This window comes from Rhizobium sp. SU303, assembly GCF_021052345.1.
GTDB lineage: Bacteria > Pseudomonadota > Alphaproteobacteria > Rhizobiales > Rhizobiaceae > Rhizobium > Rhizobium laguerreae.
Window position 1 is genome coordinate 3,848,629 of the sequence record NZ_CP088095.1, and the last position, 21,936, is coordinate 3,870,564.

Below are 21,936 nucleotides of genomic sequence, written 5' to 3' on the forward strand. Positions count from 1 at the left end.
GTCAAAAATCGCCGCTGACGGCCCGGATTTGGCCTGCCATTTATTGACTTGCCCGTCCCAACTGCTATGTCTCTGCCGCTTTCACTCGATGGTCTTGGAGGCTCGAGGCCATCCCCCGACACCCGGAACTTGCGGAAAAGCCATGACCTCTCCCGAACAACACGACCGGATGGCGAATGCGATCCGTTTTCTCGCCATGGACGCCGTTGAAAAGGCGAACTCCGGCCACCCGGGCATGCCGATGGGCATGGCTGACGTGGCGACGGTCCTGTTCACCAAATATCTGAAGTTCGATCCGAAGAAGCCGCACTGGCCGAACCGCGATCGCTTCGTGCTGTCGGCCGGCCATGGCTCGATGCTGCTCTATTCGCTGCTGTATCTGACCGGCTACCCTGACATGACGATCGAGGATCTGAAGCAGTTCCGTCAGCTCGGCTCGAAGACCGCCGGCCATCCGGAATACGGTCACGCGACCGGCATCGAAACGACGACCGGTCCGCTCGGCCAGGGCATTGCCAATTCCGTCGGCATGGCGATTGCCGAACGCAAGCTGCGCGAGGAGTTCGGCTCCGATCTCCAGGATCACTATACCTATGCGATCTGCGGCGACGGCTGCCTGATGGAAGGCATCAGCCACGAAGCCATCGCGCTCGCCGGCCATCTGAAGCTCAACAAGCTCGTCCTGTTCTGGGACAATAACTCGATCACCATCGACGGCGCCGTCTCGCTGTCGGATTCCACCGACCAGGTCGCCCGCTTCAAGGCCGTTCACTGGAACACGATCGAGATCGACGGTCACGATCAGGCCGCCATCGCCGCCGCGATCGAAGCTGCCCACAAGTCCGACCGCCCGACCTTCATCGCCTGCAAGACGATCATCGGCTTCGGCGCCCCGAACAAGCAGGGCACCCACAAGGTCCACGGCAACCCGCTCGGCGCCGAGGAAATCGCCGCCACCCGCAAGGCGCTGAACTGGGAATCCGAGGCCTTCGTCATCCCGTCTGATGTGCTCGACAGCTGGCGTGCAGCCGGCGCTCGCTCGGCCGACCTCGTCAAGGCCTGGGAAGACGGTCTTGCCAAGGCTCCGGCCAGGGCCGAGTTCACCCGCCGCATGGCAGGCGAGCTGCCGGAAGGCTTCGACGCCGCGATCAGCGCATATAAGAAGAAGCTCGCCGAGACCAAGCCGACGGTTGCGACCCGCAAGGCTTCGGAAGACGCGCTCGAGGTCATCAACGGCTTCCTGCCGGAAACGCTCGGCGGCTCCGCCGACCTGACGCCGTCGAACAACACCAAGACCAGCCAGATGCATTCGATCACCCCGACGGATTTCGCCGGTCGTTACATGCATTGGGGCATCCGCGAGCATGGCATGGCGTCTGCTATGAACGGCATTGCGCTGCATGGCGGCCTCATCCCCTATAGCGGCGGCTTCCTGATCTTCTCGGATTATTGCCGCCCGCCGATCCGCCTTGCTTCGCTGATGGGCATCCGCGTCATTCACGTCCTGACGCATGACTCGATCGGCGTCGGCGAAGACGGCCCGACGCATCAGCCGGTCGAGCAGCTCGCCGGTCTGCGCGCCATCCCGAACCTGATGGTCTTCCGTCCGGCCGACGCCACCGAGACGGCGGAATGCTGGCAGATCGCAATCAAGACACACAACCGTCCTTCAGGCCTTGCTCTAACGCGTCAGAACCTCACGCCGTCCCGCACCGAGTACAGCGAAAAGAACCTCTGCGAACAGGGCGCCTACACGCTGGCCGGCAATGCCGACGCCAAGGTGACGATCTTTGCTTCCGGCTCGGAAGTCGAAATCGCGGTTGCGGCGCGTACGGCACTCGAAGCCAAGGGCGTCACCGTCCGCGTCGTATCGGTTCCCTGCACGGAACTGTTCTTCGAGCAGCCGGAAGCCTATCGCAAGGAAATCCTCGGCAACTCGCCGGTGAAGATCGCCGTCGAAGCCGCCGTTCGCGAAGGCTGGGATGCGTTCATCGGACCGGAAGGCACCTTCATCGGCATGAAGAGCTTCGGCGCTTCCGGCCCGGTCAAGGAAGTGTACAAGCATTTCGGCATCACCGCCGACGCCGTCGTTGCGGCCGCCGAAGCAAAGCTTTAATGAGGGCGCCTTGAGGCGCTCTCCATCTCCTCAATTCCAGGCCCTCGCTATCGGGCCCTACTCTATCGGGAGTGAATGAACATGACAGTCAAGGTTGCCATCAATGGTTTCGGCCGCATCGGCCGCAACGTCCTTCGCGCCATTGTCGAATCCGGCCGCACCGACATCGAAGTCGTCGCCATCAACGATCTCGGCCCGGTTGAAACCAACGCCCACCTGCTGCGCTACGACTCGATCCACGGCCGCTTCCCGGCAACGGTGAAGGTCGAGGGTGACACGATCATCGTCGGCAACGGCAAGCCGATCAAGGTCACGGCGATCAAGGATCCGGCAACGCTCCCGCACCGCGAACTCGGCGTCGACATCGCGATGGAATGCACCGGCATATTCACCGCCCGCGACAAGGCTGCCGCTCACCTGACGGCCGGCGCCAAGCGCGTCATCGTCTCGGCGCCTGCCGATGGTGCCGACCTGACGGTCGTCTTCGGCGTCAACCATGACCAGCTCACCAAGGAGCACATGGTCATCTCCAACGCGTCCTGCACCACCAACTGCCTGGTGCCGGTCGTGAAGGTTCTCGACGACGCCGTCGGCATCGACCACGGCTTCATGACGACCATCCACTCCTACACCGGCGACCAGCCGACGCTCGACACGATGCACAAGGACCTGTATCGCGCCCGCGCGGCCGCCCTTTCCATGATCCCGACCTCGACGGGTGCAGCCAAGGCAGTCGGCCTCGTTCTGCCGCATCTGAAAGGCAAGCTCGACGGCACCTCGATCCGCGTTCCGACCCCGAACGTTTCGGTCGTCGACTTCAAGTTCGTCTCCAAGAAGGCGACCAGCGTTGGCGAAATCAACGAAGCCATCATGGCTGCTGCAAACGGCAAGCTGAAGGGCATCCTCGGCTACACCGACGAGCCGCTCGTCTCCCGTGACTTCAACCACGACAGCCACTCCTCGATCCTCGCAACCGATCAGACCAAGGTCATGGAAGGCAACTTCGTGCGCGTCCTGTCCTGGTACGACAACGAGTGGGGCTTCTCCAGCCGCATGTCCGACACGGCAGTCGCTTTCGCCAAGCTCATCTGAGCGCTCTTCAGGCGTCGACACGTAAGCGGCCCGGGAAACCGGGCCGCTTTTCGTTGCCGTGCCTCCAAACGAAACCGGCCTTCCCGCACTGGCATCTTTTCGCCCCTTGCCCGGGTGAGATCTGCTAGAATACGTCACCCTGGACATTCCAAAATGCCCAGTTTCCTCACACCGCATCGGCCACCGGCCAGGTGCGGAACGCCAATACCGTGTGGTAGCACTGTCGCCCGCATGAAAATGAGAGAGATGGATGGATTACTTTACCGTTGAAATCGCCGGCCGCGCCGTTGCCAGTTTTCGCTCGGAAAATCACGAGGAAGCGACGCATTTCTTCGAGGCGGAAGATTTTCGCGACGATCTGACCGTCCTGGAATCCGAAGGCAAGCCTCTTTGGGACCGCAAAGCGGCCCTGAGCCTGCGCAAGGCGACCACCGAGGAAGCAAGCGAAGTCGAGCACGCCTATGAATTCGACGACGATCCCGAACGGACCATCGAGGACGAGTTCGTCGTTTTCCTGGTCCCGGTCGCGGATCTGACCGATGAGGGCGAGAACACAGAAGACTGAGCGCCGATCCGCACCGGTTTCGAAGCCATATCGAAGCGACGAATTCGATAGGCTTCGCTGCACGGGTTGGCAATCCGCTGGCCAAGCGTGCTAGATTGAGGAAATACGCAGCGCTGCACAATGGCTAATGAGCCAAGGGAGGTGATAAATGGCAGAGGCACAAAAACGCTTGTCCCATACCACTCTCAAACGGCGGCAGCGGTTTCACCCCAAGCGGGACGTCAGACCTGCCGTGCTGGCAAAGGCCAATCGTCTGGTCATCTCGGCTGCCGCGTTCATTGGCCTCTCGTTTCTCGCCATCGTCATACTTCAGGCAGTGTTGGGATAACTGAGCAAGGGGCGGCCGCTTCTGGCACAAAACTACAGCCGGCTGCTCTCGCTGGGCGGCCGGCATTTCCACCCGATATCGAAATATCTCAGCGCTCATTTTCCTCCTCTCCGCATCCGCGCGTGCAATCCAGTCTTCCCGTCATCGGACAAGGCAAACGGGCCGCGTGAAGTGAGGAGCGTGTCTTATGTTGTTTCCATTCGCAGATACCGGCAGGAAAAATCCGTGCCTGTCTCTTTTGCCCTGCTCTCGCCTGATTTTCCTATACATTCTTTATAGAGACTTTCTCCCGTAGCATTCCGTGTCGGTTGGCCGTCCGGCAGCCGTTCAGCAGCATGAAGCAGCATCGCGACGAGGTTAAGCCGCAAGGCCTACCCTTCTCTGACGTTTTGCCGTTTACTGACGGATCGCCGCGCGTGACGGAGGGGGTGAATAAAGGCGGATCGGCCGGGGCGGCTGTGTTCGCGAAGCAGTCGATGGAAAGGGGTGGGCATGGAAGCGTTCTATATCGTGGTGCTGGTTTCGACGGCACTCGTGCTTCTTGCCGCTTTTTCGAGCCTGCTCGCCTTCCGCTTCGGCGCCCCCCTGCTGCTGCTCTTCCTGATGATCGGCCTTGCTGCCGGCGTCGATGGCCTCGGCATCGAGTTCAGCAACAATTATCTCGCCTATATTCTCGGCTCCATCGCGCTGGCCGTCATCCTGTTCGATTCAGGCTTCGGCACGCCGATACAGGCCTTCCGGCTGGCGGCCGTGCCCTCTCTGGCGCTCGCCTCGGTCGGCGTGCTGATCACCGCCTCGCTCTTTGCCTTCGCCGCCATGTGGCTTTTGAATTTCACCTGGCTGGAAGGACTGCTGCTCGGCTCGATCGTCGCATCGACGGATGCCGCCGCCGTCTTCTTCCTGCTGCGCATCGGCGGCATCAACATCCGTGACAAGGTGCGCTCGACGCTGGAAGTCGAATCCGGCACCAACGACCCGATGGCGATCTTCCTCACCATCGCCCTCGTCGAGGTGCTGGCGAGCGGCGAGCGTTATGCCGGCATCAATATCGGCATGCTCGCCATGTTCGTGCAGCAGATGGGCCTCGGCGTCATTCTCGGCCTGCTCGGCGGCATGATGATCGTGCTGATCGTCAGCAAGCTCGATACCGATCGCGGCCTGACACCGATCTTCGTGCTGGCGCTCGCTCTTCTCGTCTTCTCCTTCACCGGCGCGGTTGGCGGCAGCGGATTCCTCGCCGTCTATGTTGCCGGCATCTACGCCGGAAACCGCAAGATGCAGGCGATCGGCACCATCAAGCGCTTCCAGGACGGCATGACCTGGCTGGCGCAGATCATCATGTTCCTGGTGCTCGGCCTGCTCGCCACGCCGTCGCAATTCCCTGCCATCATCGTGCCGGCCATCCTGCTCGCCCTCTTCCTGATCTTCGTCGCCCGGCCGTTGGCGATCTGGCTGTCGCTGCTTCCCTTCGATTACACGCAGCAGGAAATCGGCTTCGTTGCCTGGGTCGGCCTGCGCGGCGCCGTCTCCATCCTGCTTGCCATCATGCCGATCCTCGGCGGGCTTGAGAACGGCCAGATCTATTTCAACACCGCCTTCATCATCGTGCTGGTCTCGCTGCTCCTCCAGGGCTGGACGATCAAACCCGTCGCCAAGAAGCTCGGGCTGATCATTCCGCCGCGCATCGGCGCCGTCGACAAGGTCGAGGTCGACCTGCCGGGCGCGGCCAACCACGAACTGCTCTCCTACCGCGTCATCAAGGATAGCCCGGTGCTACGCGGCGAGCGCATTCCGCGCTGGGCGACCCCCTCGCTCGTCATCCGCGACGGCAAGTCGATGCGCTATCAATATGCCGGGCGGCTGCGCGAGCACGATCTCGTCTACCTGTTCATCGTGCCGAGCTATTCCCGCCTGCTCGACCGGCTCTTCGCCAGCCGGGCGCCTGTCGATGACGACGATGCCGAATTCTTCGGGGCCTTCGCGCTCTCTCCCGCCCGCCCCGCCGCCGATCTCGACGCCGCCTATGGCCCCGGCCTGCTCAACGAATCCGAAAAGGGCCTGACGATCGCCGAATTGATGCGCCAGCGCCTCGGCGGCAAGGCCGATTATGCCGACCGCGTCCGCCTCGGCTCGATCATCCTCATCGTCCGCGATCTCGACGAGCACGATCACATCACCTCCGTCGGCATGTCGCTCGAAGCAGTCGAACCGGCAATTACGCTGCCGATCTTCCTCAATCTCAAGGACATCATCCAGCGCATCCGCGACCGGTTGAACGGACGCCGGAACCGGGAAACCGCAGCTTCCGAAAGCACACCGAAACCACCGGCCGGACGCGACGAAGGCACACGCGAAAACGGCCGCTGAACGCCTTGCGTCTCGAATGATCCTTGCTATGTTCGGCGCAACTTTCGCCAACCACGACAGGATCCTCCCCATGCCTTCTTTCAAGACCCTCGACGATCTTTCCGACATCCGCGGCAAGCGCGTTCTCGTCCGCGTCGACCTCAACGTCCCGGTGAAAGACGGCAAGGTCAGCGATGTGACGCGCATCGAGCGTGTGGCGCCGACGATCCTCGAATTGTCCGAAAAGGGTGCCAAGGTGATCCTGCTCGCCCATTTTGGCCGGCCGAAGGATGGCCCTTCGCCGGAGCTGTCGCTGTCGTTGATCGCCCCTTCCGTCGAGGAAGTGCTTGATCATGCCGTGCTGACGGCCTCCGACTGCATCGGCGAAGCCGCCGCCTCCGCCGTTGCCGCGATGAATGACGGCGATATCCTGCTTCTGGAAAACACCCGCTTCCACAAGGGCGAGGAAAACAACGACCCCGATTTCACCAAGGCGCTTGCCGCCAACGGCGACATCTATGTCAACGACGCTTTCTCGGCCGCCCACCGCGCCCATGCCTCGACCGAGGGCCTTGCCCACCACCTGCCGGCCTATGCCGGCCGCACCATGCAGGCCGAGCTGGAAGCGTTGGAAAAGGGCCTCGGTGATCCCGCTCGCCCTGTCGTTGCGATCGTCGGCGGCGCCAAGGTCTCCACCAAGATCGACCTGTTGATGAACCTCGTGAAGAAGGTCGATGCGCTCGTCATCGGCGGCGGCATGGCCAATACCTTCATCGCCGCCCGCGGCACCAATGTCGGCAAGTCGCTCTGCGAACATGATCTCGCCGAGACCGCCAAGCAAATCATGATCGAGGCCGCCACCGCCGGCTGCGCCATTATCCTGCCCGAGGATGGCGTGATCGCTCGCGAGTTCAAGGCGGGCGCCGCCAATGAGACGGTCGATATCAACGCCATTCCTGCCGATGCCATGGTGCTCGATGTCGGCCCGAAATCCGTTGAGGCCATCAATGCCTGGATCGAGCGCGCCGCAACCCTGGTCTGGAACGGCCCGCTCGGCGCCTTCGAGATCGAGCCCTTCGATGCTGCAACGGTCGCTGCCGCGAAATACGCCGCTGGGCGCACCATAGCCGGCAAGCTCACCTCCGTTGCCGGCGGCGGCGATACCGTCTCGGCGCTCAACCATGCCGGCGTTGCCGACGATTTCACCTATGTCTCGACCGCCGGCGGCGCCTTCCTCGAATGGATGGAAGGCAAAGAGCTTCCCGGCGTCGCCGTCCTCAACGCTGCTAAATAACTACCCAGACTGATTTCGCAGATTTTACATGCGGATAGACCGTGGAAGAAAAACAGCTTCCGCGGTCTTTTGCTCAGATGATGAAAAAAATCCCAAATTTTCAAACGATTGAATTGGATTCAATCGTTTCAATGACTTAGCCTTCCATTTTCCTCGCTATCAACTTCTGTTATCCGCGTTCTATATTCCTCAAGTGCCGATGTTTATTGTTGTGGAGAGAACGAAATGAGCGAACGACTGGAAGACATTGCAGTGCAGATGGTTGCGGGCGGCCGGGGGCTGCTCGCCGCCGATGAATCGACCTCCACCATCAAGAAGCGTTTCGACACGATCAACCTCGAATCGACCGAAACGAGCCGGCGGGACTACCGGGAGATGCTCTTCCGCTCCGACGAGGCGATGAAGAAATATATCTCCGGCGTCATCCTCTTCGAAGAGACGTTGTTCCAAAAGGCCGCGGACGGCACGCCCTTCGTCGATATCATCCGCGCAGCCGGCGCCATCCCCGGTATCAAGGTCGATACCGGCGCCAAGCCGATGGCCAAATATCCCGCTGAAACCATCACCGAAGGCCTCGACGGCCTCGGCGAGCGCCTCGCCAGATATTATGAAGCCGGCGCCCGCTTCGCCAAGTGGCGCGGCGTCATCGCCATCTCGTCAATCTTGCCGACCCGCGGTTCCGTCCGCGCCAACGCTCAGGCGCTTGCTCGTTATGCCGCACTTTGCCAGGAAGCCGGGATCGTTCCGATCGTCGAGCCGGAATGCCTGATGGACGGCAAACCGGGCGACCACAATATCGACCGCTGCGCCGAAGTGACCGAGTCCACGCTGCGCATCGTTTTCGAGGAACTGGCCGATGCCCGCGTCAACCTCGAAGGCATGATCCTCAAGCCGAACATGGTGATCGACGGCAAGAACGCCCGCAAGGCCTCGGTCGCGGAAGTTGCCGAACGCACCGTCAAGGTGCTGAAGGCGACCGTACCTCCTGCCGTTCCCGGCATCGCCTTCCTTTCCGGCGGCCAGACGACCGAAGAAGCGACAGCCCATCTTTCGGCGATCAATGCCAGCGGCGACCTGCCCTGGTTCGTCACCTTCTCCTACGGCCGCGCCCTGCAGGACAGCGCGCTCAGGGCCTGGAACGGCAAGCAGGAAAACGTCGCTGCCGGCCAGCGCGAATTCACCCACCGCGCCGAGATGAACAGCCTTGCCGCCAAGGGCAACTGGAAGAAAGACCTGGAAAAGGCCGCCTGAGTTTTTGGAGCTTTGAACTAATGGGCAGGGAGCGGCGAACGCAGCTTCCTGCCCTCTCTGCCGTTTCCTTCCCTCTCATTGTCACGGCGACAAGAAACCGCTTCGTTCCGCGAAAAACCGTGATTACTCATAGCGCCCTGTCACAACAGGAGCCGCCATGAACACCCTCTCCTACGTCACCGTCGATGTCTTCACCTCCACCCGCTTCGAGGGCAATCCGCTTGCCATCATCTCCGATGCGCGCGATCTGAGCGATGCGGCGATGCAAAAGATCGCCACCGAGTTCAATTATTCCGAAGTCACCTTCGTCCTGCCGCCGGAAGACCCGCAAAATTCCGCCCGCGTGCGCATCTTCACCCCGACGATGGAAATACCCTTTGCCGGCCATCCGAACGTCGGCACCGCCTATGTGCTCGGCCAGCAGGCGGAGATTTTCGGCAAGCCGGTCGGCGATACGCTGCGTTTCGAAGAAAAGGCCGGCATCGTCGAAGTCAGCCTGAAACGCAGCGGCGGAAAGGTTGCTGCTGCCGCCATCCGCGCGCCGCAGCCGCTGACGATCGGCGACACCATCGCCGCGGAAACCATCGCCGGCTGCGTCTCGCTCGACCCCGGTGTCATCGTCAGCACCACCCATGCCCCGGTCTTTGCATCCGTCGGCCTGAATTTCGCCGTTGCAGAGGTGAATGGGCTCGAGGCGCTGGCCGCCGTCCGCCCAAACCTTGCCGGGTTCCAGGCAGCTGCTGGCCGTCAGGCGACGAGCGGCCACGACTTCTCGCTCTTCCTCTATGTGAGGACAGCCGAAAATCCGTGGAATATTCGCGCCCGCATGTTCGCGCCCCTCGACAACGTGCCCGAAGATCCGGCAACGGGCAGCGCGTCAGCGGCGCTTGGTGCCTATCTCGTCTCGCTTGCGCCGGAGGCCCATATGAACGCCCGCATCACCATTGAACAGGGCGTCGAAATGGGCCGCCGCAGCGTCATCACCCTTGATGTCGTGAAATCCGACGGCATCGTCACCGATGTCGTCATCTCGGGAGGCTGCGTTTCCGTCATGCGCGGAGAAATTAGCTTGCAAGACTGACGGTCGCAGTTCGGACCGTACCCCTGCGTTAGACTTAGTCCGGGGCTACATCAGGAAATCGCGCGAAAGCAGAGCCACTGCCCAGACGGCGAAAGCGATCAGCGCGAGCTTCCAGAAATCCATTCGCCGCCTGAGGCCGGGAAGCCCGAGCGGCTTGATCACCTGTATCGCCATGGCAAGGATGAGCAGCAAGGCTATCAGCTTTGTCATGCTTTATTTTTTCCGTTTTTCGGAATGTCACAGGACGGACATTTTTCCGCGCGAACAAGAGGATCTCGACACGCCGTAAAGACATTCCGGGGCACAATCAATCATCTTGAGGCTGGGCTGACGCAGGTCCTGCCTTATGTCATTGCAAATCGCTAAGACCGAGTCTGGGGAAATGAAGAGAAATCTGCTGTCCGTCGCCGCGCTGCTCTTTGGCACGCTCTTCCTTTTCATGGGCAACGGCCTGCAGGGCATCCTGCTTCCGGTGCGCGGCAATCTCGAAGGCTACGGAACGACGACGCTTGGCCTGCTCGGCACCTCATGGGCCGGGGGCTTCGTCGTCGGCTGCCTGGTTGCGCCGAAGATCGTGCGCCGCGTCGGCCATGTGCGTGCCTTTTCCGGCTTCATCTCGATCATCGCCATCATTGCGCTGGTCAGCGGCATCATCATCGATCCGATCTGGTGGGTGGTCCTGCGCGCCGTCACCGGCTTCTCCACCGCCGGCACGTCGATGATCATCGAAAGCTGGCTGAATGAGCGCGCCAGCAACGAGAGCCGCGGCGCGATTTTCTCGCTCTATATTGGCATCACACTCATCGGCGTCGTCGGCGGCCAGATGATGATCCCGCTCGAGGATGTGCGCACACCGGTGCTGTTCATGATCTGCGGCATCTTCTATTGCATCGCCATGCTGCCGACGACGCTGTCGACCGCCGCTTCGCCGCAGCCGCTGAAGGCGGTGCGCCTCGATCTGCCGGCGCTCTATCGCAATTCGCCGGTCTCCTGCCTCGGCATTCTGCTCGTCGGTATCGCCAACGGTGCCTACGGCACGCTCGGCGCCGTCTTCGGCGCCGGCGCCGGCCTGTCCGACACCAGCATCGCCGTCATGATGAGCGCCACCATCTTCGCCGGGGCGGTGATGCAGCTGCCGGCCGGCCGGCTTTCCGATCGCATCGACCGGCGTTACGTGCTCGCTGCCATGTCGGGGATCGCCGCCCTTGCCGGCCTGCTGATCTTCCTGCTCCACCCGACGTCCCCCGCTTTGCTGATCGGGCTCGTCGTCCTTTACGGCGCCGTGGCAAATACGCTCTATCCGATCGCCGTCGCCCACGCGAACGACTTCGCGGCGTCAGAGGATTTCGTCAAGGTCTCCGGCGGCCTGCTGCTGCTCTATGGCATCGGCACGGTGATCGGCCCGACGCTCAGCGGTCCCGTCATGTCGGCGATCACGCCACATGCGCTTTTCCTCGTCACCGCCATCGCCCATGTGCTGATCACCGTTTATGCCATCATCAGGAGCCGCATCCGCGCCGCGGTCCCCGCCAGCGACCGCGACGCCTACACGACGATCCCGACCGGCACCTCGGCGATCCTGACACCGCAAAGCATGTCGCTTGCTGATCGCGGCGCCGGCAAACCTCCCGAAACCGCAAAGTCTCCCGAAAGCGACGATCCTGCTGTAAAGTTTGGTTAGGCAGCGAACGGAGGACGAACCATGAGCTTCATCGATGATGACCGGCCGCAGAAGAAAGTCGCCCATGAGATTGGCGCCGATCTCTCCATGCTTTCGGTCGACGAATTGAAGGCGCGGGTGGAATTGCTGAAGACGGAGATCGCCCGTCTCGAGGCCGAGGCCGCCCGCAAAGCCTCCGGGCGGCAGGCGGCGGAAAGCTTCTTCCGCTCGTGATCGGATAAAAACCCCCGAAAAACAAGGCTATAGGCGGATAAAATAGCCCGCCTCAAGTCTTAATCCGGCACAATGTTAATAAAATATTAAGCTTTATAAGGTATTACTGTATTCATCCGGATTTCCTCTGGATCTCAGACAGTTTTCCAAGCGGTGAATTGGTCTGATTTTTCTCCCTGTTTTACCTTGAGAGCCGCGTTTGCGGCTCTTCTTTTTCCTATGGCCGGCACACTTCCACGAAACTGTGGAGATTAACCCTTTCTTAAGAAACGGCTTGCGCATTTGGGCTAATGATACCATCTTAAAGTCATAAAGACCGGGCCTGGAAACTTTTCCGTCGGTGCCGGCGTTACCTGACTATATGTAGCTGCGTGCGAACAGGGACTATTGCGATGTCGGAAGTTGGATTGAACACGATCAGTTTTGCAGGCCGCGCCGCTGCATCCTCGCAGTTCAAGGCACTTTATGCGGAAGGCATGTCGCTGGTCGAAGAGACTGCCGCTTATCTCGACGGTCAGGGCCGCGCCGCCTCCAAGGTTCTGCCGCGGATGGCCTCGGTTCTCTACGCGGCGGAATCGATGCGCCTCACCACCCGCCTGATGCAGATGGCCTCCTGGCTGCTGTTGCAGCGCGCCGTCAACAATGGCGAAATGTCTCGCGATCAGGTGCTGGCTGAAAAGAACAAGGTTCGCCTCGACGGCTTCAACGTCGACCGCGCCGCACCCGGCTGGGGCGACCTGCCGGAATCCTTCCGCGACCTCGTCGAACGCTCGCTGCGTCTGCAAAACCGCATTGCCCTGCTCGACCGCGAGATCTACCGCCCGTCCGAAGCGGTGATCGTTCACGATAATCAGAACAGCGTCCAGGCCCAGCTTTCCCTGCTGCAGACTGCCTTCGGCAACAACTGACCGGACCTGCAAGAATTCGAATACAAACCGGCTGCGTCTTGCGCGGCCGGTTTTTTGTTTGCCGCTGAACGCCGGCATCCCTACAGCGTCCTTTGCGCGTCTGAAAAGACGCGCAGCACAGTAAGCCGTTGCAAACGCAAAAAAGCCCGGCGAAACCGGGCTCTCTTCGAATTCCGTCGAGCAGGAGCGATTAGAGGCCGAGGCCGCCGAAACGCTTGTTGAACTTGGAGACGCGGCCACCGCGGTCCATGAGCTGCTGGTTGCCGCCGGTCCAGGCCGGATGCGACTTGGAATCGATTTCGAGGTTCATGACAGCGCCTTCCGAACCCCAGGTCGAGCGGGTTTCGTACTCAGTGCCATCGGTCATGACCACCTTGATCATGTGATATTCGGGATGGATGCCTGCCTTCATAACAATCTTCCTGCGATACCGGAGTTCAATTTGCCGCATGCAGTTGCGGCCAACGAACCGATTGAATAAATGAAGCCGCAGTCGGATGGCTACGGCTTCCCATTAGGATGCAGTGCCTATACATGAAGGACGCCTAGATAACAAGAGCCAACAGGCCGCATTGCGCGGGTCCTGCGGGCGATCGGAGACGATTTGGCAGAGCAGGCACGGGCTGAGGAAAACAAGACGCGATCACTGCGATCGCTCGGCAGGCTGACGCCCTACGTCATGCGTTATCGCGGCCTGGTGGCCGGTGCGCTGATGTCGCTGGCGCTTGCCGCCATCACCTCGCTGGCGCTGCCGCTCGCCGTGCGTCGCATGATTGATCACGGTTTCACCCAGTCCGACGGCCGCTTCATCAACAGCTACTTCGCCATGCTGATGGTCATGGCCATCGTGCTCGCGGTCGCCAGCGCACTGCGCTATTATTTCGTCATCACCATCGGCGAGCGCATCGTCGCCGATCTTCGCCGCGACGTCTTTTCCCATGTGACCAGGCTGTCACCCTCCTTCTTCGACGTCAACCAATCCGGGGAGATCGTCTCGCGGCTGACCGCCGATACGACGCAGATCAAGTCCGCCGTCGGCGCCACCGCCTCGGTAGCGCTCAGGAACTTCATCCTCTGTATCGGCGCCATGGGCATGATGATCGTCACCTCGCCGAAGCTTTCGAGCCTCGTTATCGGAGCGATCCCGTTGATCGTCTTCCCGCTCGTCGCCTTCGGCCGCTCGGTGCGCAAGCGCTCGCGCGCCGCCCAGGATACGCTGGCCCATGCCTCCGCCTTCGCCAACGAGACGATTGGCGCAACCCGCACAGTCCAGGCCTTTAACGGCGAGGATGCCGCAGCGACGCGCTACGGCACCGCCGTCGAATCTGCCTATGAGGCCGCCCGCGCCGCCATCCGCTCGCGCGCACTGCTGACGGGAATCGCCATCACGCTGATCTTCGGCAGCGTCGTCGCCGTGCTCTGGGTCGGTGCCCACAGCGTGCTTGCCGGCACGCTTTCGGCCGGCACGCTCGGCCAGTTCCTGCTCTATGCCGTCATCTCCGCCGGTTCGCTGGGTGCGCTGTCGGAAGTCTGGGGCGAACTCTCGCAGGCAGCCGGTGCCGCAGACCGGCTGACCGAGCTTCTCGACGAGGTCTCGCCGATCGCAGCCCCCGCCAGCCCTGAGCCGTTTCCGTCGCCCAGCCGTGGCCGTGTCGAATTTTCCGGCGTGCACTTTGCCTATCCCTCGCGCCCCGGCAAATCGGCGCTGCATGGCTTAAGCTTCGCGATCACGCCAGGTGAGACCGTCGCCATCGTCGGCCCTTCCGGTGCCGGCAAGAGCACCGTATTCTCGCTGCTGCTGCGCTTCTACGATCCGCAGCAGGGCAGCGTGAAGATCGACGGTGTCGACGCGCAGCTGACAACGCCTAATGAGCTGCGCCAGCGCATCGCCATCGTGCCGCAGGACGTCACCATCTTTGCCGCCTCGATCCATGACAACATCGCCTTCGGCCGTCCCGGCGCCTCGCGTGACGAGGTCCGCGCTGCAGCTCTTGCCGCGCAGGCCGACGAATTCATCGCCCGGCTGGACCAGGGTTATGAGACCGAAGTCGGCGAACGCGGCATCACGCTCTCCGGCGGCCAGCGCCAACGCATCGCCATTGCCCGCGCCATCCTGAAGAACGCGCCCGTGCTGCTGCTTGACGAGGCAACCTCCGCGCTTGACGCCGAAAGCGAGGCGCTGGTGCAGAAGGCGCTTGACGGTCTGGTGGACGGCCGCACGACGCTCGTCATCGCCCATCGCCTGGCAACGGTGCTGAAAGCCGACCGCATTCTCGTCATAGATCAGGGCCGGGTTGTCGAAGAGGGCACGCATCAGAGCCTGATCCGCCACGGCGGCATCTATGCGCGGCTGGCGCGGCTGCAGTTCGACGCCGCCAACGAGGATGTGCTCGCTGCCGCGAAATAGCGGGCGCGCACTTCTCCCGCCAACAGCGACTAAAGTTTGAACCCGCCGCGCTTCTCTGCGGTTGTCTTTCGCGCGTCCTGCCCTAAGCTCTTCATTCCCCGGGTGGGGATATTGCTGCTGAAATCCTTGGGAGGAGATAGGAATGGCGCTTTCCGATATGACGCGACGTGCGGGCCTTGCGCTCGGTTTCGGTATGCTTGCGGCCATTGCCGTCGGCGCCTCTGCCACCGCTGCAGATTTTCCCGATCGCGCGATCACCATGGTCGTGCCCTTCGCGGCCGGCGGCTCGACCGATGTCGTCGCCCGCATCGTCGCGCAGAAGATGTCGGAGGATCTCGGCCAACAGGTGATCGTCCAGAACGTCGCCGGCGCCGGCGGCAATCTCGGCGCCGGTAACGTCGCCCGCGCCGAACCGGACGGCTACACCATCCTGATGGGCACGGTCGCGACCCACGCCCTCAATCCGCTGATCCTGAAGTCGACGCCATATGACGCCGAAAAGGATTTCGCACCGATCTCGCTGCTCGTCGTCGTGCCGAATGTGCTGGTCGTCAACCCGGAACTGCCGGCAAAGACCGTGCAGGAGCTGGTCGCCCTGCTGAAGGCCGAGCCCGACAAATACAGCTACGCTTCGTCGGGCAACGGCACGCCGTTGCATCTTTCCGGCGAACTCTTCAAGTCCATGGCTGGCGTCAGCATGCAGCACATCCCCTATAAGGGCGCCGGTCCGGCATTGAACGACGTCATCGGCAACCAGGTGCCGATCATGTTCGACAACCTGCCCTCCTCGTCGAGCCACATCAAGGCCGGCACTCTGCGGGCGCTGGCGGTGACCACGGCCGAGCGCGCGCCCTCCTTCCCCGACGTGCCGACCGTCGCCGAGTCAGGCATTCCAGGTTACGAGACCTACACCTGGAACGCGCTTTTCGCCCCGGCCAAGACGCCGAGCGAGGTCGTGACGCGCCTCAACGCCTCGGCTAAAAAGGCGCTCGCCGACCCCGCCGTCGCGGAACGGATGAAAGAATTCAGCGCCACCATCGTCGGCTCGACGCCGGAGGAACTCGCCGCCCATGTGAAGGCCGAACTCGCCAAATGGGGACCGGTCGTCAAGGGCGCAAATATCCAGATGGAGTGATGCCAAAGCACGATGCCGAAAAGCGTGAGCAGTTTTCGGATGACATCATGCTCTACTCTTCAATTGAGAACAGGATTCGGATTTTAGGCCGACCCGGCCTGAAATCATCCTGTTCTCGGGGCATAGGCGCCGGCGCCCTCATTCGCTTGCGCCCAATGGAAACGGTGATTGGACGCTAAGCAACCCAATCCTGATTAAGGCAGTGGAAAAGCTCGCCATTTTGATCTAGCCTCCGCTAAGCTGATGGTTGCAATTCAGCGTTTTGGGATTTCGGGAGACATCTATGTATAAATTCGAAGTCTATAAGGATAAGGGCGGGGAGTTCCGCTTCCGCTTCAAAGCATCGAACGGGGAAGCCATGTTCTCCTCCGAGGGCTACAAGGCGAAGGCGTCCGCCATGAGTGCCATCGAATCCATCAAGAAGAACACGCCAAGCGCCGAGATCGTCGATCAGACGAAGGCCGAGTCCTGAGCAGACCGGCAGCGGCGGCGTGATTGCCGCCCTGCCCTTTCGCGCCCTTGAGCAGCGCCGGCGCCCTTGAGCCCGGCCCGCTTGCGATTTTCGGCGCCATTTTTCTTTTACGCATATTTTTTTGAAAACCATGTCGAAACGACCGGTGGCCGCGCCTCATTGTTTCGGAACGGCCATGCCGCTCCGCCGGGCTTTACGGTTTTCGGGATCTCGATCCCCGCTATCGGCACGCCCGGATCAACGCAACAACGAGATCAGGAGTTTTCCATGCAATATGCTCTCATCATTCGCGAAGCCCCCGAGGACTTCGCTCGCCGTGGCGATCCCACCTATCGCAACGGCTGGGTCGCCTACAGCCAGGCGCTCGCCCAGGCAGGGATCATGACTGGCGGCGCCGGGCTGACGGGCCCGGAAACCGGCACGATCGTGCGCCGCAAAGGCGAGGACCACGATGTGCAGGACGGCCCCTATCCGGACGGCAAGGAACAGCTCGGCGGCTTCTATCTGATCGACGTCCCCGACATGGACACCGCGCTCGAATGGGCAACCCGGGTTCCGATCTCCGACAAGGGTTCGGTCGAGGTGCGCCCGCGCCTGCAGATGTGAGGTGGTCATGCCGCCCGATGCCGGACGCGCTGCCGAAAAGGTGGCGCGTCAGTCCTACGGCAAACTGATCGCCTTTCTCGCCGCCCGCTCGCGCGACGTGCCGGCGGCAGAAGATGCATTGTCGGAAGCGCTGGCTTCGGCGCTTCGCGTCTGGCCGGAGCGCGGCATTCCCGGCAATCCGGAAGGCTGGCTGCTGGTGGCTGCCCGCCGCAACCTCATGCAGGCGGCCCGCCACCGCATCGTCGAGGCCAATGCGCAAACAACGATATCGGTCGCCTTCGAGGAGGCGGAAGAACGCATGAACGAGGCCGGCAGTGCCGTCTTTCCCGATGAGCGGCTGAAGCTGCTCTTCGCCTGCACTCATCCCGCCATCGACAGCTTCGTGCATACGGCGCTGATGCTGCAGACCGTTCTCGGCATCGAGGCAAAGACCATCGCCCGATCGTTCGTCGTCTCACCGGAGGCGATGAGCCAGCGGCTGGTGCGGGCCAAGGTGAAGATCCGCGATGCCGGCATTCCCTTCGCCGTCCCGCCTCGCCCCGCCTTGCCCGGGCGGCTCGCCGCGGTGCTTTCGGCGATCTACGCGGCTTACGGTCTCGGCTGGGACGGTCTTGATGGGGAGAACGAACGCCATTCGCTCGCCGGCGAGGCGATCTGGCTCGGCCGTGCGCTTCTGACGGTGCTGCCGGACGAACCGGAAGCGATCGGCCTGCTATCGCTGATGCTCCACTGCGAAGCCCGCCGCAGCGCCCGGCGTGACGATCACGGCCGATATGTGCCGCTGGATGAGCAGGACGCGGCCGCGTGGAACGCGATCATGATTGCCGAGGCGGATGCACTGCTGCGCAAGGCCGGCGGCTTCGACCGTTTCGGCCCCTTCCAGTGCCAAGCGGCGATCCAATCCGTGCATGCAGCGCGCCGGCTGTCGGGAACGACCGACTGGCAGGCGCTGATGACACTCTATGCGGCGCTGGTGATGATGAAGCCGATGCTGGGTGCGCGTGTCAGCCAGGCTGCGGTGATCGGCAGGGCCTTGAGCGCCGCTGCCGGCCTGGAGCAGCTCGACAAGCTCGATCCGTGCGACATCGCAAGCTACCAGCCCTACTGGGCGGTGCGTGCCTTTCTCCTGACCCAGGCCGGCGATGATACCGCGGCAGCCGATGCCTATATGACAGCGATCGGCCTCAGCGACAGCCCCGCCGTGCGCGATTTTCTCACCGGCCGGCTAAAGGACGCGCGGCAGGCGATATGAGGCCACTGCATAATTGCTTAAATCGGAGCCGATTTAAGCAATTATGCAGCAATTCAGAGTGTTACAGCGTCCTTTGCACGTCCGAAAGACGCGCGGCGCTGTAATCACTTCTCGGTCAGCTTCAGCTCGATGCGGCGGTTGGTAGAGCGCGCATCCGGCGTATCGCCCGGTGCGATCGGCTGGAATTCGCCGAAGCCGGCGGCAACCAGCCGGTCGGCCGGCACGCCCTGTGCGATCAGGAACTTGACGACCGAAATCGCGCGCGCCGAGGAGAGTTCCCAATTGTCGCGATAGCGGCCCGTTCCGCCAAGCGGCACATTGTCGGTATGGCCATCGACGCGCAGCACCCAGTTGATCTCGGGCGGAATTTCCTTGGCGAGATCGAGAAGGGCGCTAGCAAGCTTCGCCATCTCGGTCTGCCCCTCCGGGTTGAGATCGGCGCCGCCCGAGGGAAACAGCACTTCCGACTGGAAGACGAACCGATCGCCGACGATGCGGATATTCTCGCGGTCCGAAAGGATCTCGCGCAACCGGCCGAAGAAGTCGGAACGGTAGCGGTTCAACTCCTGCACGCGCGCGGCGAGCGCCACGTTGAGGCGGCTGCCAAGGTCAGCGATCTTGGTCTGCGAGACCCGGTCTTTCTCCTCCGAGGCCTGAAGGGCTGCTTCGACGGCGGCAATCTGGCTGCGAAGCGCTGCGATCTGCTGGTTCAGCAATTCGACCTGGCTGAGCGCCCGCTCGCTCACCTGCTTCTGCTCGTCGAGCTCCTGCGTCATCGAGCCGATCCGCTTTTGCGCCGCATCCTGACCGCCCGAACCGGCATTCAGCAGCGCCTGCAGCCGCGACCGGTCACCTTCGGCGCTGGCAAGCGAGGCCTGCAGATTGGCGACCGAATCCTGGAGATCCTGATTGCTGCCCTTTTCAAGCGCAAGAAGCTGCGTCAGCTCGTTGATCTGACTGTTGAGACGATTGAGCACCTCATCGCGTCCGCTAATCTCGCGGCTGAGGATGAATTGCCCGACGACAAAGACCGTCAGCAGGAACATGATGGAAATGAGCAGCGTCGACAGCGCGTCGACAAAACCCGGCCAGTAATCCACCGAGCGTTCGCGGCGCCGGTTGCGGGCAAGAGCCATGGCTTACTTGCCCTCGCTCTTTTCTGCCTGGCTGGCGCGGTCGCGCAAGCGCTCGCCCCTCTCGCCGCCGCGCTCCTGCACGCCGATGCGTTCGGCAAGCCGGTCGAGCGTGCGACGCATCGCCTTGGCCTCGTCCTGCTGCGCCTCGATCCAGTCGCGCAGCATCTGCTGCTCGTTGCGCATGTTCTTGACGAGGCCCTGAATGCCTTCGGCAAGGCTTGCCATGGCGGCGACGGAGCGCTGGCTGCCGGCACCACCCTCTTCAGAGACCTTGCGCAGATAATCGGAGAGCGCGCGCATGTCGTCCGACGAAGCGCCGGAAACGGCGTCGAGAGCCGGGGCAAGATGATCGGAGCCGACATCCGTGACCGAGGAGAGCCAGTTTTCCAGCTCCATATAGAAGCGGTTTTGCGCGCGGCCAGCCTGCAGGTCGAGGAAGCCGAGAATGAGCGAACCGGAAAGGCCGAGCAGCGAGGAGGAGAAGGCCTGGCCCATGCCCGAAAGCGGCGTGGAAAGCCCTTCCTTTAGCGCCGAGAGCACGTCCCCGGTGCCGTTCGAGCCGGCATCGAGCGACTGGATGACAATGCTGATCGAACCGATCGTGCCGATGAGGCCCCAGAAGGTGCCGAGCAGGCCGAGGAAGACCAAGAGGCCGATCAGGTAGCGTGAAACGTCGCGCGATTCGTCGAGGCGGCTGGCAATCGAATCGAGGATCGAGCGCAGCGCCGTCGTCGACAGCGACACTGCGGACTTGCGGCTGCCGAGCAGCGCCCGCATCGGCGCAAGCAGCCGCGGATTGCGGTTGACCTTGTCGACGCTGCCGGCGGCGCGGAACGAATTAAACCAGCGCACCTCGGGGCGAAGCGCCAGTACGTGGTTGAAAACAAGGATGATTCCGACCGCGAGAACGCCGACGATCAGGCCGTTGAGGCCCGGATTGTGCATGAAGGCGGTTTGCGTCTGCCGGAAGAGGATGGCGGCGATAAAACCGACGATGACGAGGAAAAGCAGCATCGTCCAGAGGAAGGGCATGGGGCTCGAAAGCCTGTTGGCATAAATGCCCGCCGTCTTTTCGGTGGAGCCGATCTCCGCCACATTCACATTTTCCATAGGTTACGCAGCCTCCGGATTCCCTGCTGGCGGAGACTAGAACAACATTGTGCCGAATTGAAGTATGCCGGGGAGAAAACCGTGACTTTACAACAGCCAGATTTTCGTTCGGTCACTTGGCGGGAACCGGCCGCTTGACGACTTCGATCAGCGCCTTGTGGATAATCTCATTGCCGGCGACGATTGTGCCGCTCTCCAGCATCGTTGCGCCACCATCCCAGTCGGTGGCGAAACCGCCGGCTTCGCGGATGAGCAGAATGCCGGCCGCCATGTCCCACGGCGCAAGCTCCACCTCCCAGAAACCGTCGAAACGCCCGGCCGCGACATAGGCAAGATCGAGGGTCGGCGAGCCCAGGCGCCGGATGCCCGCCACTTCGCCCATCACGTGGCGAAGCTCGACCAGGAACTTGCCGTGATTGCGCTTGCCAAGCGCCGGCACGCCACAGCCGATGACGCAATCCGACAGCGCCCGGCGCGCAGCGACGCGCAGGCGCCGGTCGTTGAGAAAGGCGCCGCCGCCACGCTCGGCGGTATAGAGTTCGTCGGTCGCCGGATTGAAGACGACGGCGGCAACGATCTCGCCATTGCGTTCGAGCGCGATCGAGACAGCGAAGGCTGGGATGCCGTGCAAAAAGTTCGTCGTGCCGTCGAGCGGGTCGACGATCCAGCGATGCGCGCCGTCGGTGCCCTTGATTTCCTCGCTTTCCTCGCCGAGGAAGCCATAGGTCGGACGCGCCTTGAGTAGCTCTTCCCTGACGATCTTTTCGGCCTTGCGGTCGGCGGTGGAAACGAAATCGCCCGGTCCCTTCACGGAAACCTGCAGGTTCTGCACTTCGCCGAAATCACGTCCCAGCGACTTTCCTGCCTTGAGGGCAGCCTGAACCATGACATTGAGAAGAGCTGAACGGGCCATCGGCGCATTTTTCCTTGGGACTGATACGGG

Annotated in this window: 21 protein-coding genes; 16 read left to right on the forward strand and 5 right to left on the reverse strand. The window is 62.2% G+C overall.

What is annotated here, in order from left to right; translation table 11 throughout:
• Positions 1-142: 142 nt before the first annotated feature.
• The 8 genes from tkt to RlegSU303_RS19145 all read left to right on the forward strand — a co-directional run bounded on the left by tkt (position 143) and on the right by RlegSU303_RS19145 (position 10,073).
• Complete coding sequence (gene tkt / locus RlegSU303_RS19110; RefSeq protein ID WP_222043541.1) at positions 143-2,116, forward strand: transketolase; 1,974 nt, start codon at positions 143-145, stop codon at positions 2,114-2,116.
• Between the two features lie 81 nt (positions 2,117-2,197).
• Complete coding sequence (gene gap / locus RlegSU303_RS19115) at positions 2,198-3,208, forward strand: type I glyceraldehyde-3-phosphate dehydrogenase (RefSeq protein WP_131629270.1); 1,011 nt, start codon at positions 2,198-2,200, stop codon at positions 3,206-3,208.
• A 250-nt stretch (positions 3,209-3,458) separates the two neighbouring features.
• Positions 3,459-3,773: a hypothetical protein gene (locus RlegSU303_RS19120; RefSeq protein WP_017962015.1), complete on the forward strand. Its 315-nt coding sequence runs from the start codon at positions 3,459-3,461 to the stop codon at positions 3,771-3,773.
• Between the two features lie 148 nt (positions 3,774-3,921).
• Entirely contained in the window at positions 3,922-4,101 is a 180-nt protein-coding gene (locus tag RlegSU303_RS19125) for a hypothetical protein (RefSeq protein WP_020051550.1), read from the forward strand.
• 492 nt (positions 4,102-4,593) lie between these two features.
• Positions 4,594-6,468 (forward strand): potassium/proton antiporter, encoded by a 1,875-nt coding sequence (locus RlegSU303_RS19130; RefSeq protein ID WP_026158864.1) that lies wholly within the window; start codon positions 4,594-4,596, stop codon positions 6,466-6,468.
• 70 nt (positions 6,469-6,538) lie between these two features.
• Positions 6,539-7,741, forward strand: coding sequence for a phosphoglycerate kinase (locus RlegSU303_RS19135; RefSeq protein WP_172426325.1), 1,203 nt, complete (start codon positions 6,539-6,541; stop codon positions 7,739-7,741).
• A 225-nt stretch (positions 7,742-7,966) separates the two neighbouring features.
• Positions 7,967-8,992 (forward strand): class I fructose-bisphosphate aldolase, encoded by a 1,026-nt coding sequence (locus RlegSU303_RS19140; RefSeq protein ID WP_017962019.1) that lies wholly within the window; start codon positions 7,967-7,969, stop codon positions 8,990-8,992.
• A gap of 157 nt (positions 8,993-9,149) precedes the next feature.
• Entirely contained in the window at positions 9,150-10,073 is a 924-nt protein-coding gene (locus tag RlegSU303_RS19145) for a PhzF family phenazine biosynthesis protein (protein WP_222402194.1), read from the forward strand.
• 45 nt (positions 10,074-10,118) lie between these two features.
• Here RlegSU303_RS19145 and RlegSU303_RS19150 read toward each other — a convergent pair whose 3' ends face one another.
• Positions 10,119-10,283 carry a hypothetical protein gene (locus RlegSU303_RS19150; RefSeq protein WP_003542801.1) on the reverse strand — a complete coding sequence of 55 codons (165 nt, stop codon included), beginning with the start codon at positions 10,281-10,283 and terminating at the stop codon, positions 10,119-10,121.
• A gap of 172 nt (positions 10,284-10,455) precedes the next feature.
• Here RlegSU303_RS19150 and RlegSU303_RS19155 point away from each other — a divergent pair, with 172 nt between their 5' ends.
• The 3 genes from RlegSU303_RS19155 (at position 10,456) to rcdA (ending at position 12,875) form a co-directional block, all read left to right on the forward strand.
• Complete coding sequence (locus RlegSU303_RS19155; protein WP_222402193.1) at positions 10,456-11,754, forward strand: MFS transporter; 1,299 nt, start codon at positions 10,456-10,458, stop codon at positions 11,752-11,754.
• A 21-nt stretch (positions 11,755-11,775) separates the two neighbouring features.
• Positions 11,776-11,967, forward strand: a complete 192-nt coding sequence (locus tag RlegSU303_RS19160) for a DUF1192 domain-containing protein (RefSeq protein ID WP_003542803.1) — start codon at positions 11,776-11,778, stop codon at positions 11,965-11,967.
• 392 nt (positions 11,968-12,359) lie between these two features.
• Positions 12,360-12,875 carry a protease adaptor protein RcdA gene (rcdA, locus tag RlegSU303_RS19165; protein WP_003542804.1) on the forward strand — a complete coding sequence of 172 codons (516 nt, stop codon included), beginning with the start codon at positions 12,360-12,362 and terminating at the stop codon, positions 12,873-12,875.
• A 190-nt stretch (positions 12,876-13,065) separates the two neighbouring features.
• On the opposite strand, the gene rpmE is transcribed toward rcdA, so the two are convergent.
• A complete protein-coding gene (rpmE, locus tag RlegSU303_RS19170) occupies positions 13,066-13,287 on the reverse strand; it encodes a 50S ribosomal protein L31 (protein ID WP_003542805.1) in 222 nt (73 codons plus the stop codon).
• A gap of 192 nt (positions 13,288-13,479) precedes the next feature.
• On the opposite strand from rpmE, the gene RlegSU303_RS19175 reads away from it, so the two are divergent.
• From RlegSU303_RS19175 to RlegSU303_RS19195, 5 genes are all read left to right on the forward strand, one after another.
• The gene (locus RlegSU303_RS19175) at positions 13,480-15,282 is read left to right on the forward strand and encodes an ABC transporter transmembrane domain-containing protein (protein ID WP_231283287.1); all 1,803 of its coding nucleotides are present in this window, start codon (positions 13,480-13,482) and stop codon (positions 15,280-15,282) included.
• 142 nt (positions 15,283-15,424) lie between these two features.
• Positions 15,425-16,417 carry a Bug family tripartite tricarboxylate transporter substrate binding protein gene (locus RlegSU303_RS19180; protein WP_017962023.1) on the forward strand — a complete coding sequence of 331 codons (993 nt, stop codon included), beginning with the start codon at positions 15,425-15,427 and terminating at the stop codon, positions 16,415-16,417.
• A gap of 283 nt (positions 16,418-16,700) precedes the next feature.
• Positions 16,701-16,889 (forward strand): YegP family protein, encoded by a 189-nt coding sequence (locus tag RlegSU303_RS19185; RefSeq protein WP_003542808.1) that lies wholly within the window; start codon positions 16,701-16,703, stop codon positions 16,887-16,889.
• Positions 16,890-17,156: 267 nt separating this feature from the next.
• Positions 17,157-17,495, forward strand: a complete 339-nt coding sequence (locus tag RlegSU303_RS19190; RefSeq protein ID WP_026158866.1) for a YciI family protein — start codon at positions 17,157-17,159, stop codon at positions 17,493-17,495.
• A 7-nt stretch (positions 17,496-17,502) separates the two neighbouring features.
• Positions 17,503-18,747 carry an RNA polymerase sigma factor gene (locus RlegSU303_RS19195; protein ID WP_131718846.1) on the forward strand — a complete coding sequence of 415 codons (1,245 nt, stop codon included), beginning with the start codon at positions 17,503-17,505 and terminating at the stop codon, positions 18,745-18,747.
• 104 nt (positions 18,748-18,851) lie between these two features.
• On the opposite strand, the gene RlegSU303_RS19200 is transcribed toward RlegSU303_RS19195, so the two are convergent.
• From RlegSU303_RS19200 to RlegSU303_RS19210, 3 genes are all read right to left on the reverse strand, one after another.
• Positions 18,852-19,883, reverse strand: a complete 1,032-nt coding sequence (locus tag RlegSU303_RS19200) for a peptidoglycan -binding protein (protein WP_017962026.1) — start codon at positions 19,881-19,883, stop codon at positions 18,852-18,854.
• 3 nt (positions 19,884-19,886) lie between these two features.
• Positions 19,887-20,993, reverse strand: a complete 1,107-nt coding sequence (locus RlegSU303_RS19205) for a MotA/TolQ/ExbB proton channel family protein (protein WP_017962027.1) — start codon at positions 20,991-20,993, stop codon at positions 19,887-19,889.
• A gap of 112 nt (positions 20,994-21,105) precedes the next feature.
• Entirely contained in the window at positions 21,106-21,906 is an 801-nt protein-coding gene (locus RlegSU303_RS19210) for an inositol monophosphatase family protein (RefSeq protein ID WP_017962028.1), read from the reverse strand.
• Positions 21,907-21,936 lie beyond the last annotated feature (30 nt).

Excerpts from the sequence above, each read along its gene's own strand:
- RlegSU303_RS19130 (WP_026158864.1), top strand. The coding sequence starts at position 4,594 with ATGGAAGCGTTCTATATCGTGGTGCTGGTTTCGACGGCACTCGTGCTT.
- RlegSU303_RS19195 (WP_131718846.1), top strand. The coding sequence starts at position 17,503 with ATGCCGCCCGATGCCGGACGCGCTGCCGAAAAGGTGGCGCGTCAGTCC.
- RlegSU303_RS19145 (WP_222402194.1), top strand. The coding sequence starts at position 9,150 with ATGAACACCCTCTCCTACGTCACCGTCGATGTCTTCACCTCCACCCGC.
- RlegSU303_RS19120 (WP_017962015.1), top strand. The coding sequence starts at position 3,459 with ATGGATTACTTTACCGTTGAAATCGCCGGCCGCGCCGTTGCCAGTTTT.
- RlegSU303_RS19210 (WP_017962028.1), bottom strand. The coding sequence starts at position 21,906 with ATGGCCCGTTCAGCTCTTCTCAATGTCATGGTTCAGGCTGCCCTCAAG.
- rcdA (WP_003542804.1), top strand. The coding sequence starts at position 12,360 with ATGTCGGAAGTTGGATTGAACACGATCAGTTTTGCAGGCCGCGCCGCT.
- RlegSU303_RS19125 (WP_020051550.1), top strand. The coding sequence starts at position 3,922 with ATGGCAGAGGCACAAAAACGCTTGTCCCATACCACTCTCAAACGGCGG.
- RlegSU303_RS19160 (WP_003542803.1), top strand. The coding sequence starts at position 11,776 with ATGAGCTTCATCGATGATGACCGGCCGCAGAAGAAAGTCGCCCATGAG.
- rpmE (WP_003542805.1), bottom strand. The coding sequence starts at position 13,287 with ATGAAGGCAGGCATCCATCCCGAATATCACATGATCAAGGTGGTCATG.
- RlegSU303_RS19140 (WP_017962019.1), top strand. The coding sequence starts at position 7,967 with ATGAGCGAACGACTGGAAGACATTGCAGTGCAGATGGTTGCGGGCGGC.
- RlegSU303_RS19185 (WP_003542808.1), top strand. The coding sequence starts at position 16,701 with ATGTATAAATTCGAAGTCTATAAGGATAAGGGCGGGGAGTTCCGCTTC.
- RlegSU303_RS19200 (WP_017962026.1), bottom strand. The coding sequence starts at position 19,883 with ATGGCTCTTGCCCGCAACCGGCGCCGCGAACGCTCGGTGGATTACTGG.
- RlegSU303_RS19155 (WP_222402193.1), top strand. The coding sequence starts at position 10,456 with ATGAAGAGAAATCTGCTGTCCGTCGCCGCGCTGCTCTTTGGCACGCTC.
- RlegSU303_RS19180 (WP_017962023.1), top strand. The coding sequence starts at position 15,425 with ATGGCGCTTTCCGATATGACGCGACGTGCGGGCCTTGCGCTCGGTTTC.
- tkt (WP_222043541.1), top strand. The coding sequence starts at position 143 with ATGACCTCTCCCGAACAACACGACCGGATGGCGAATGCGATCCGTTTT.
- gap (WP_131629270.1), top strand. The coding sequence starts at position 2,198 with ATGACAGTCAAGGTTGCCATCAATGGTTTCGGCCGCATCGGCCGCAAC.
- RlegSU303_RS19190 (WP_026158866.1), top strand. The coding sequence starts at position 17,157 with ATGCAATATGCTCTCATCATTCGCGAAGCCCCCGAGGACTTCGCTCGC.
- RlegSU303_RS19150 (WP_003542801.1), bottom strand. The coding sequence starts at position 10,283 with ATGACAAAGCTGATAGCCTTGCTGCTCATCCTTGCCATGGCGATACAG.
- RlegSU303_RS19135 (WP_172426325.1), top strand. The coding sequence starts at position 6,539 with ATGCCTTCTTTCAAGACCCTCGACGATCTTTCCGACATCCGCGGCAAG.
- RlegSU303_RS19205 (WP_017962027.1), bottom strand. The coding sequence starts at position 20,993 with ATGGAAAATGTGAATGTGGCGGAGATCGGCTCCACCGAAAAGACGGCG.